We start from the raw sequence: 9920 nt of genomic DNA, 5'->3' as shown, positions 1-9920 counted from the left end.
TGATTTTAAATCATCCAAATCTTCCTTCAGTCTTGTCTTATGGTACTCTGGCTGCTTAAAAACTGTCCGGAGTATTGTTAAGCAGTACAACTATTATTAGTCTGAAACTTTCCATATAGAACCCATTTGAGATCTCAAGAAGATGTCAAATGGGTTCTATATAGCTTTCACTTACGTAATTTCTCAACTATAAAACTGCCATAATAGTTAAGGCGACCAAGCAGCTTAACTGAATTACTAAGCTGAAGAACCGAAACTTTGGATCGAGGCCCGCGATGTGAATCGCTGAATGTACAAGCCGAAATAGAATGTACACAACGATCAGCAAGTCTACTGGTGTTCCTGAAACACCCCTAACAGTTAGAAGGAAGACAACTCCCAAATACAAAGGCAGGTTTTCAATCAAGTTGGATTGTACTCGAAATAGTCGCCAAAGCAAGCTGTCATCGTTCTGTGTGGCGAAATCTTTTACAGATCCGCCCGCAGATAGATGCCGAAGCCTAACTGTTAGCAGCATAACAACAACTGCGATCGTCCACAAAATGAAAATTGCTAAACCCCAGAGAGGGAAAGTCATATTTGTCGGTTCAATTTGCATCATCTTTCTACCTTGCGAAACTGCGGTTAAGACTTTAGAAAAGTTATATCAAATCCTGTAGCATGGGAATTGTCAAATCCAGCCAACAGTCAACGCTCACCGACGGTGTAACCGGCATTGATCTAATTCATCTGTGTTAATCTGTATTAATCTGCCCTCATCTGCGGTAAAAAAAAGAGAATGTATAAACCGCAGATGACAAGAGATTGACGCAGATTCACGCAGAGGTCGAGAGGTGGAGAAGAGAGATATGAATAATTCGGGTATTCTGAGTGTTTTCCGAAATGGATAGAGCGCCTACCAAGCTCAAAGCAGCATCTAACCGACAAGCTGACGCTAACTAGAGTGCGATCGCATCTCCTGAGTGTCAATTCCAGCCGCTAGCAACCGAGCCTTTACAGAGGGTTTTCGGCAAGACGATCGCACCATTGTATCGAGCAAGTGTTCGATCGCACCCGGTAGACTCTGGCAAAAACCAGTGTGTACGCGCGATGTCTGAACGATCGTACTGCGGGGTGCTACGAGCCAGTGAAAGCGCTCTCTGTGGGGAAGTTGACCGATCGCGCCAGATGCCTTGCCGCCTGCACAAATGATGGGAATGACTGCTAGGTGATTGCGAATCATTTCCAGATCCAACGTTGAGTCGATCGCCATCAAGCGCTCTTCATCTATTTCGATACGGGCTTCGAGGAATTTTTTCGTACCGCAGGAAACGATCGCCCCCACATTGATAAACTCCTCGCGCTCAACTTTGGGAACGACACGGATAATGGCGTAATCATAAAGAAATCGATCTGGCACTAATCGCTTCCTCCAAAAAAATATGTGGTGATTCTAGCCGATTTAGCAGGTACTCAATATAAGCATTGCGATGTTGGTTGCTATCGCTGAAAGGAGAATCTCCCACCAGCCAAGCATCAGGAATTAGTTTAATGATATTGTGAATGATGTCAGGGGTTAGCGTTTGAGTCATCTTTGAATTTGCCGCTTCCAGGGTGCTGGCAAAACGCAGCAGAACGTGGTCTTTGATTGGGGGGAAACGATCGCGGCTGCGCGAGAGATAATCTTTCCAGGTGTGGTGGAAGTAGAGGGCCGCACCGTGATCGATCAGCCAAAGCCGACGGTGCCATACCAGCATATTTGCATTGCGCGGCGTGCGATCTATGTTAGTCACAAAAGCATCGAACCAGACGATTTCTGAGGCCAAATCCGCCTCGGACTTCCCCGCTATCGGGTCAAAGGTGATGGAGCCCGGGAGATAGTCGAGGGCGAGGTTGAGGCCAGCACTTGCTCGGATCAAGTCTTGAATTTCCGGGTCAGGCTCAGTGCGAGCCAGTTCGGGATCGAGTTCAACAAAGACGAGTTCGGGGATTGGGAGGCCGGAGGCGCGAGCAATCTCTCCCGCCACTAGCTCGGCGATCAGAGATTTGGCTCCCTGGCCGGCACCGCGAAATTTGAGCACGTACATACCATCATCATCTGCTTCGACGATCGCCGGCAGCGAGCCGCCCTCGCGCAAGGGAGTGACATACCTGGTAGCAATGACTGTTCGCAAGCTGGGACTCATGCTATTTTCGATTTGAGATGTGAGATTTTCGATGGGAAATCACTGATTTTATGAGGGTTTGGAGCAGGGGCTTACAGTTGGATTCTTTTTTTAACTGGGACTGATGTTAAGTAGTCTCTAATTATTTTTGCATCTGTTGGCTATTGCGGGCGATCGAAAGCAAGATTTCAAGGATTGGGCGATCGGCTACAAAGCGTTCAATTACCGCATCGGCACGCTGAGGAAGTATTTCGTGTTTCCCGACGCCAAGCTTGTTCTGAATGATTTGTACGAGATGGAGTCCAACGTGCTGTCGGCTGTTGAGGTAGATGTCACAGGATTAAGAGTTTTTTGAGCCTATTATGAACAGCCTTCTATATACTCAACTTCAGGAAGTTTACCAGAACGGAACCTATCTACACGATTTTTGCTAGTCTCAAAAACTATGCGGTAGTTTTTGTCTACCGCATCTTTAGGGACGAAAGTTAGATATTTTCCATTGTCAGGTGGGTGGCTTACATAAGGATGAGGAGTTGCTTTAATTAGGTCTGGATATAAAGATAAAATTCTGTTTTCATTATCCCCGATTCTAGCTCCACTGATGGTGGTAATGCGCTTGCTGCTAATATCCACTCTGGCAATGCGACCGTTTGTTACCATAAAGCTAATTCCTTTTGGCTCTCCCTGTGGTTGGACGTAGGAACACAGATATTCGTCCATACCACCACTCCCACTTCTAATTAATCTAATCCCCGCCGATTGTGACGCTTCATCAACTGTCATACCTACCCGAATTGGCCCTATTCCATTAAGTGCTAGTTTCGATCGTTCTGTGAGTTTCGCTTGAGCGCTAACTGATGTTACCCCTATCAAAAAAATGACTGCTGTGCCAATTAGTAAGGCGACAAAATTTGAACTGTTTAATTTTCGCATCGAGTGCTATTCCTCCTTGATATCTGTAAATATTTATCTAATTGTGCTGTTATCTGAATATCCTTCGCCACTATACTGATTTATTTTGTACTTGTACGCAGGAAATCGTCTGCTGGCTTTTGCTCGCTCCATTCTCCAGTTGGGCTTTATAAATCCATTTTTAGGTTGCTGGATGCAGCCCATATCTTACAGCGAAGACACCATCAATGCTGGTATCTTCGCAGGTTTTTCTCCGCGTCCAAGAATCCCCAAGCTATGTTTGTTTGTACGCCATTTTCCCAATGCAAAGACATTGTTCCTCCTCCCGTCCAATTATTGTGCGACTCAGTGATGCAGGTTTGTTGGAGTTATAGCTTTTCTCGGCGAAACAACCAATAGGAAACAGATGTTGGCTCAACTATCTCGGCTAGTGCAGAGGCTAGAACAATGCCCAGTGCTAGAATGGGTAAGAAAGCAGAGAATGTGTGCGAGTTTTTATTCACAGTTAACATAAGTTCGGGAAGGAAGCGAGTGTCAAGCTTGGCGGGTTCTCTTGTCACCATGACTAATCTATTACTAAACTTGTTGCCGATCGCCACCAACACCCCAATTATGGGATAACCCAACCCAAATCCCAACACGCGCGCCATGCCCCAAATCCTGAAGAGTGCGTAGGCGTCAGCCGGGGCGGAGCCATCGCTGCCTCTTGTCTGCCCACAACCAACACCTCTTAAGTGGCCTTCACCAAGTTAGCCTGAAATTAACAGCCGTTTTGTGCAGATGTCCGCTCAATACCCCACTAAAAATCATGATAGAAGACACTATCGAAATTGTTGGTTTTCACGCACATATTTACTTCAACCCTGATAATCGCGATGTCGCAGCGCGTGTACGCGAAGGATTGACTCAGTTTGAGGTGCAACTAGGGCGTTGGCATGACAAACCAATTGGCCCCCACTCCCAAGCCATGTATCAAATTGCATTTCTACCCTCGCAATTTGGGAAAGTCGTTCCTTGGTTAATGCTGCATCGCGAGGGGTTAGATATTCTCGTCCATCCCGAAACAGGGGATGATCTGGCAGACCATACGAAACATTCTTTGTGGCTGGGAGAAAAACTAGAGCTGAATCTCGAAGTTCTGCGGCCTAGAACAGCCAACGCGAGTTTCGGAGCGATCGCTCCCTAAAAAGTAGCAGTTCTTTTGTCATTACCAATCGCTGCGATGCCCGCGCTCAGTTGCCAACACCTTTTAATGGGCCTAAAAGAATGGTCAATCTTTGCCGCTCATTAAGTACCGTTTTCCACAAAAGTTTTTAGCTTTGAAGCGTTCCTCACTGCATTGCCCTCTCCGTCGTTGTTGAAGTAGGCGAACACGCTTCGCCCCTGACTTTCCCACTCGTGGATGCGATCGGCCCACCAATGCAAATCATCATCCGAGTAAGAGCCGCCGTAGAGATTGTTGGGGTCTGGGCCGTGCAGGCGTACATAGACGAATGACCCCGTTACACGCAGGATACAGGGAAGCTGGGCCCCGCTCATCACACAGTAAGCCGCTCCAGAGCGTTCCAGCAGCGAAAATACCTCTTCTGTGTGCCAGCTTGGATGTCGGAATTCGACAGCTACTTTGATCCAGGGGGACACCTGTTCTAGAAAGTAAGCTAGGCGCGCCGAGTCGCAGCCAAACTGAGGAGGGAGTTGGACGAGCAGAATACCCAATCGGTCGCCCAAGCATTGAAGTCCCTCACTCATCCGTTCTAACCACTGTTCTGGCAAGTAAAGACGCTTAGAGTGCGTTAGACCACGGGGCGCTTTTACGGTCATCAGAAATCCTTGGGGGAGGCGCTCTCGCCAGTTAGCAAAGGTAGTGTTTGGTGGCCAGTGGTAGTAGGTGCTATTAACTTCGACGGTTTGATAGTGCTGGATATAGCAATCGAGCCTAGAGCGCGGTGGTAGGTGGTCGGGATAAAGCACACCTTCCCAGTGGTCGTAACTCCAACCTGAAGTGCCAATATGAACACTCATCGCCTTTTTACTCCAACGCAGATGGTATTTGTGTTTGAATTTAAGTGTAGTCGGCTGGCATCGCTACCGCACTCTATCAATCAGCTCAAAATAGAGAGAGCAAGTTCAACTCTTAAGGACTCCTTTAAATGCTGAGCCTGATTTTACTGCTTTGGGCGATCGTTTCAGGCTTTTCTATGTTGATTTTTTTGGGCTGGTTATGCAGATTTTCAGCATGAGTAATTAGCTGCTTGAGTTAGTCATATCCTAGATATAATAGCCTTGTGGTTTATGATGGTTTTTTCTCTATATGTTCCCCAAATTGACTTATGAAAGTGAAGCGATAATTCTTTGATAATATGGAAGCGATCGCACTCCTAGTTTATTTGTTGGAGATGTCTAATAGGGGATATCATCTCACTTTTGCATACAGCCAATCTAGAAATTGGAGTTAGGAGCTAGGAGGAAAAACTCTGAAGGGAGGAGTCAGAAGAAGTATTTTTACAAAGATGAGATGCTCCCTAATAGGGAAAGTGCAGATGCAACGCAGATGATTTTCAATATAGGAGAGTGAATGCGTGCCATTCAAATTTAATGGCTGATGACTGATGACTAAAAGGACACAACTAATGTTGTGTCCCTACGGAATTTTGCCAAATCTTGCTTTGAGACAGTCATTAGTCATCAGTCATTAATCAACTAATAACTCATGACTAACCACTAATCAGTCGTACTAACGTGGTCTATTCTCTCTAATTGCCACAGAATTTGGTTGCCTTCGCGCCGCACCCGCGAAACTACCCAATTTCGCCAAACCCAGTTGTCTCCACGACTGGTGACAGCGCTGGCATTTACATCCATCAAATCAGCCAGTTCAGAACTGGTAATCAAGTAGCCTTTCGTCGCAACCTCGTCGGCGATGTGCAACGTTTCGATCAGATTGCGGAGGTCTTGAACCCTCACCTCGCGGGGCAAGTTCTCCAGGGTATCGGCAGTTGAATCCATCATGGTAGAGTGGGAGATCGGAAGGTCAGAAGTTATGACATAGGATTCTATCGTTTTGTTACCAGTTGTGTCCGTTTCTTCCCAAACAATTGTGTTTTCCGAACCTAGGGGCGATGTGGCCGCGCTGACAAAAGTTTCCGCCTGAGTCTCGCCTACAGTTGGTTTGCGCTGTTGCAGTTCGGGAGTGAGATTGTGCGAGAAGCTGCGGGCGATTTCATCGCATCTGTCGTTGTAGAAGTCCCCGGAGTGGCCGCGGACGTGTTCCCACTTGATTTGCCCGGAATTCAGCTTGTCTAGCAGATGCCAGAGGTCTTGGTTGACAACATCTTTTCCGGTTGAGGTTTTCCAGCCCTTATTTTTCCACCCTTGAATCCATTTAGTGATGCCGTTTTTAACGTATTCGCTGTCGGTGTAAACGGTGACTGGTTCGGTTTGACCGGAATTCGCAAAAAATTCCAGCGCAGCGACGGCGGCCTGCATTTCCATGCGGTTGTTAGTAGTTTGGGGGTCTCCACCCCCGAGTTCGTGACAGTTGCCGTCGGCGAAACAAACTACTGCACCCCAGCCACCTGGGCCTGGGTTGCCGGAACAAGCGCCGTCTGTGTAGAGGCTTTTGATTTTGGGAGTTGTCATGAGCGAATTAATTTGTTATTTAGGGGTAAGTTGTTTGCAAGTGCGATAATTAAGGCAATTGAGATAGTTTTACTTACTGCTATGAAAAATGCCAACTTAAAGATTAAAAAGGTTGCGCTATTTATTTGTCCGTTTTCTTTGTTAATTTTTAATACTTTCGCGCAAGCACAGCCCATAGTGCCTGCTGCAGACGGTACGGGTACTGTTGTCACCCCCAGCGGCAACCGCTATGATATCAACGGCGGCAGTTTGTCGGGAGACGGCGCGAATCTTTTTCACAGTTTTGGGCAATTTGGCTTGAATGAAGGTCAAATTGCTAATTTTCTGACAAATTCGGCTATTCAGAATATATTAGCTCGAATTGCTGGCGGGGAGGCTTCGCTAATTAACGGTTTAATTACTGTCACGGGTGGCAATTCTAATCTTTTTCTAATTAATCCTGCGGGGATTGTGTTTGGTCCGAATGCGAGTTTGAACGTGCCGGCGGCTTTCACTGCAACTACTGCTAGTGGTGTCGGTTTTGGTTCAAATTGGTTTAATGCTGCAGGTACAAATAATTTTAGCGCCTTGGTGGGTACGCCAAATGCTTTTTATTTTAGTGCGGGTGTACCGGGAAGTATTGTTAATGCTGGCAATTTAGCGGTGACTCCTGGGCAAAATTTGGCTTTGCTTGGCGGTACGGTTGTTAGTACCGGGCAGTTGTCGGCTGCGGGCGGACAAATTACTGTTGCTGCTGTTCCGGGAGATAATATTCTCCGCATTAGTCAACCGGGGCATTTGTTAAGTTTGGAAATAGCAACGGGCGGAAATTTTGGTAATTCTCAACAGACTTTGAATCCTGTTTCTCTGCCGCAGTTGCTGACAGGTACTGGGCAAAATCAGGCGGCGGGTGTTGCGGTTGCGGATGACGGTTCTGTGCGGCTTGTGGGTTCTGGTTTGCAGGTAAATTCTGGGGATGTGGCGATTGCTGCTAATCTGTCTGGGCTGCCGCAGTTGAATGCAGGAAGTGCGAATTTATGGGCTGCGGAAAATCTCACGTTAGCGGGCGCTAGGCTGCAAACTACGGGTGATTTGAGTTTGCTGGGTAGGTATGCGGTGCGGGTCAGGGACAGCGCCCAGAATCCTTTTTTGGCGCAGGCGGGGGGGAATTTATACATTCAGGGATCTCGCACTATTGATATTCTCACTCAAAATGCGATCGGCGGCTCATCTCTTCCCCCGCAATTCCAAAGCGGTGGCAATTTGAGTTTGGTTAGCAACGGTATTATTTCGGGGGATTCTCACTTTGTTTCGGGGGGCAATTTCTCGGTGCGGAATTTGTCAGGAATGCCGGGAAATTTCGTGAGTTTATTTGACCCGATTATCAGTTCGGAAGGAGATGTTTTATTGGGAGATTATACTGGTGTTTCGCTGAAAGTCGAGGCGAAGGGGAGCATTGTTGCCGAGGATATTACAATTACCGGCTCTGATATTGCATTGGGTAGGGAAAATGTGAATCCCGACGATCCAGATATTGCTATTTTAACCAGCAGTCCCGCCTTAATTTTGCGGGCGGGAGTGGCAAATTTGCTAAATCCTGTTAGTAACAGTTTAGGTGAAGATTCAATTTTTACAAATCCAATTTTATCAAACAATTTGATTTCTGTTGAAAATATTTCAGCAGGTGGGCCGGTAATTTTGTCAGCCCTGGGAAATATCGCAACTAGAGATATTAATGGCGGTCAAGTTAGTCTAGAAAGTAGGGAAGCAGGAGTGCTAGTTGGGGGCAGATTAACGTCTAGTTCGAAAATTAATATTCAAGCTAATGACAATATTATCTTGACAAGTGACATTTCTCGTGCTGATATCAACGGCAGTATTAGTCTGAATACTGTTCGGGGTAATATCGTCACAGGATCGATCGATACTGGGAATTCCGGGGCGATCGCACTCAGAGCTTTTGGCAATGTGAATTTTGGGACTTTGCAGGGTTCTAAAGTTGATATTACCAGTAACTCCGGGGCATTGGGGGTTTTGACTGATGCCAATATCATTGTTCCTAATACTACACCTGTCAATATTACAGCAACCGAGAATATCAATTTGACAGCTTTTAGAGACTTAACGGTAGGCAATCTCACCGCTGCGACTGTCAGTGCTAGCAGCAGCAATGGGATTGTTAATACGGGTGCGATCGCTACTTCGGGAGATGTTAGAATTGTAGCCGGACAGGACATCAGCACAGGGGCAATAACTGTTAATCCTATCGCCACAAATCCAGTTAATCCCATCATTCCCGTAGTCAATCTGGACGCCCTAAATAATATTAGTGTTGATTCTATAAATGCTCCGGAGGCTACGATTGCTTTGAGATCGACCAGCAACTTAAATTCAGGGAGTTTGCTGGGGGGAGCAGTGGAACTCAAGAGCGATCGCGGAAATATTGCGATCGGCAATACTACCTCTATTGGGAATATTAATATAATAGGTTCGGAAAATGTAAATTCGGGGGATTTGCTGGGAACAAGAGTTAATGTAAATAGCTCTTCAGGAAGTATGGATATTGGAAGCGCTACAGCAACCGAAAATACTGTCAATTTAACAGCACCGCTAGATGTAAATGCAGGGAATTTACGGGGTGTGGGAGTTAATGTAAATAGCACTTCGGGAAGGATTAATATTGGCAATGCGGACGCCACAACAGGAAATGTCAATTTAACAGCGCCGCTGGATGTGAATTCAGGGGATTTGCAGGGAGTTGCAGTTGATGTCACTAGCGGCAGTGGAACTGTCAGCAGTGGTAATATAAGTGCTATTGAAAGTGTCGGAATTTTAGGCGGAAACGAAATTGTAATTGGGCAAATAAATGTTAATCCTGTTGTTGGTGCCGATCGCACTTCTACAGTAAATCTTAACGCTCAAAATGGTATTAGCATTGTATCGCTCAATGCTCCGGGCGGTAACGTTAATGTAGGAACTCCGGGTTTAGTTCGAGTGACGGGTAGTTTTGACCAAAACGGCACTCCTGTTAGCATCTCGACTCTTGGCGACACTCAACCCGGTACAGTTACGATCCGCCACGGCGGCGGCGATGTCACTCCGCCTACGCCTTTTGCGGTGGGAGATGCGACGACTAACGGTACTGCTGGGGCGATCGCCAGTAATCCTGTGGGTACGATTACTCAGGGCCGATCTTTCATAAATTCTTACACTCAAGGCAATAGTGCGATCGTCACTACCAATCAA

10 protein-coding genes are annotated in these 9920 nt (G+C 46.6%); 3 read left to right on the top strand and 7 right to left on the bottom strand.

The window, feature by feature from the left end:
* Positions 1-187: 187 nt before the first annotated feature.
* The 3 genes from QUA27_RS11035 to QUA27_RS11025 form a co-directional block, all read right to left on the bottom strand.
* Positions 188-601 carry an MAPEG family protein gene (locus QUA27_RS11035; protein ID WP_333067991.1) on the bottom strand — a complete coding sequence of 138 codons (414 nt, stop codon included), beginning with the start codon at positions 599-601 and terminating at the stop codon, positions 188-190.
* A gap of 333 nt (positions 602-934) precedes the next feature.
* Positions 935-1399 (bottom strand): DUF3037 domain-containing protein, encoded by a 465-nt coding sequence (locus tag QUA27_RS11030; RefSeq protein WP_333067990.1) that lies wholly within the window; start codon positions 1397-1399, stop codon positions 935-937.
* Positions 1377-2165, bottom strand: coding sequence for a HipA family kinase (locus tag QUA27_RS11025; protein WP_333067989.1), 789 nt, complete (start codon positions 2163-2165; stop codon positions 1377-1379). The genes QUA27_RS11030 and QUA27_RS11025 overlap by 23 nt, the downstream gene beginning before the upstream one ends.
* Positions 2166-2292: 127 nt before the next feature.
* Between QUA27_RS11025 and QUA27_RS11020 the strand changes: the two genes are divergently transcribed.
* Positions 2293-2499, top strand: a complete 207-nt coding sequence (locus QUA27_RS11020; protein WP_333067988.1) for a hypothetical protein — start codon at positions 2293-2295, stop codon at positions 2497-2499.
* A gap of 5 nt (positions 2500-2504) precedes the next feature.
* On the opposite strand, the gene QUA27_RS11015 is transcribed toward QUA27_RS11020, so the two are convergent.
* Together QUA27_RS11015 and QUA27_RS11010 are read right to left on the bottom strand one after the other, a co-directional pair.
* Entirely contained in the window at positions 2505-3077 is a 573-nt protein-coding gene (locus tag QUA27_RS11015; RefSeq protein ID WP_333067986.1) for a hypothetical protein, read from the bottom strand.
* Positions 3078-3424: 347 nt separating this feature from the next.
* Positions 3425-3706, bottom strand: a complete 282-nt coding sequence (locus QUA27_RS11010) for a hypothetical protein (RefSeq protein WP_333067985.1) — start codon at positions 3704-3706, stop codon at positions 3425-3427.
* A 158-nt stretch (positions 3707-3864) separates the two neighbouring features.
* On the opposite strand from QUA27_RS11010, the gene QUA27_RS11005 reads away from it, so the two are divergent.
* Positions 3865-4242, top strand: coding sequence for a DOPA 4,5-dioxygenase family protein (locus QUA27_RS11005; protein ID WP_333067984.1), 378 nt, complete (start codon positions 3865-3867; stop codon positions 4240-4242).
* A gap of 101 nt (positions 4243-4343) precedes the next feature.
* Here the strand turns inward: QUA27_RS11005 and QUA27_RS11000 are convergent, their stop codons facing one another.
* Positions 4344-5078, bottom strand: a complete 735-nt coding sequence (locus QUA27_RS11000; protein ID WP_333067983.1) for a DUF72 domain-containing protein — start codon at positions 5076-5078, stop codon at positions 4344-4346.
* Between the two features lie 699 nt (positions 5079-5777).
* The gene (rnhA, locus tag QUA27_RS10995) at positions 5778-6695 is read right to left on the bottom strand and encodes a ribonuclease HI (RefSeq protein WP_333067982.1); all 918 of its coding nucleotides are present in this window, start codon (positions 6693-6695) and stop codon (positions 5778-5780) included.
* A gap of 81 nt (positions 6696-6776) precedes the next feature.
* Between rnhA and QUA27_RS10990 the strand changes: the two genes are divergently transcribed.
* Positions 6777-9920, top strand: a 3144-nt coding sequence (locus tag QUA27_RS10990) for a two-partner secretion domain-containing protein (RefSeq protein WP_333067981.1), incomplete at its 3' end; no start/stop codon positions are given.

This window comes from Microcoleus harperi Pol14_C6, assembly GCF_036701295.1.
Lineage (GTDB): Bacteria > Cyanobacteriota > Cyanobacteriia > Cyanobacteriales > Microcoleaceae > Microcoleus.
This window is presented reverse-complemented; position numbering and strand designations above follow the sequence as displayed.

What these genes read in the sequence shown, in the direction of transcription:
- QUA27_RS11035 (WP_333067991.1), bottom strand. Translation starts at nt 601, where the DNA reads ATGATGCAAATTGAACCGACAAATATGACTTTCCCTCTCTGGGGTTTA.
- QUA27_RS11025 (WP_333067989.1), bottom strand. Translation starts at nt 2,165, where the DNA reads ATGAGTCCCAGCTTGCGAACAGTCATTGCTACCAGGTATGTCACTCCC.
- QUA27_RS11015 (WP_333067986.1), bottom strand. Translation starts at nt 3,077, where the DNA reads ATGCGAAAATTAAACAGTTCAAATTTTGTCGCCTTACTAATTGGCACA.
- QUA27_RS11010 (WP_333067985.1), bottom strand. Translation starts at nt 3,706, where the DNA reads ATGGCGCGCGTGTTGGGATTTGGGTTGGGTTATCCCATAATTGGGGTG.
- QUA27_RS11005 (WP_333067984.1), top strand. Translation starts at nt 3,865, where the DNA reads ATGATAGAAGACACTATCGAAATTGTTGGTTTTCACGCACATATTTAC.
- QUA27_RS11000 (WP_333067983.1), bottom strand. Translation starts at nt 5,078, where the DNA reads ATGAGTGTTCATATTGGCACTTCAGGTTGGAGTTACGACCACTGGGAA.
- rnhA (WP_333067982.1), bottom strand. Translation starts at nt 6,695, where the DNA reads ATGACAACTCCCAAAATCAAAAGCCTCTACACAGACGGCGCTTGTTCC.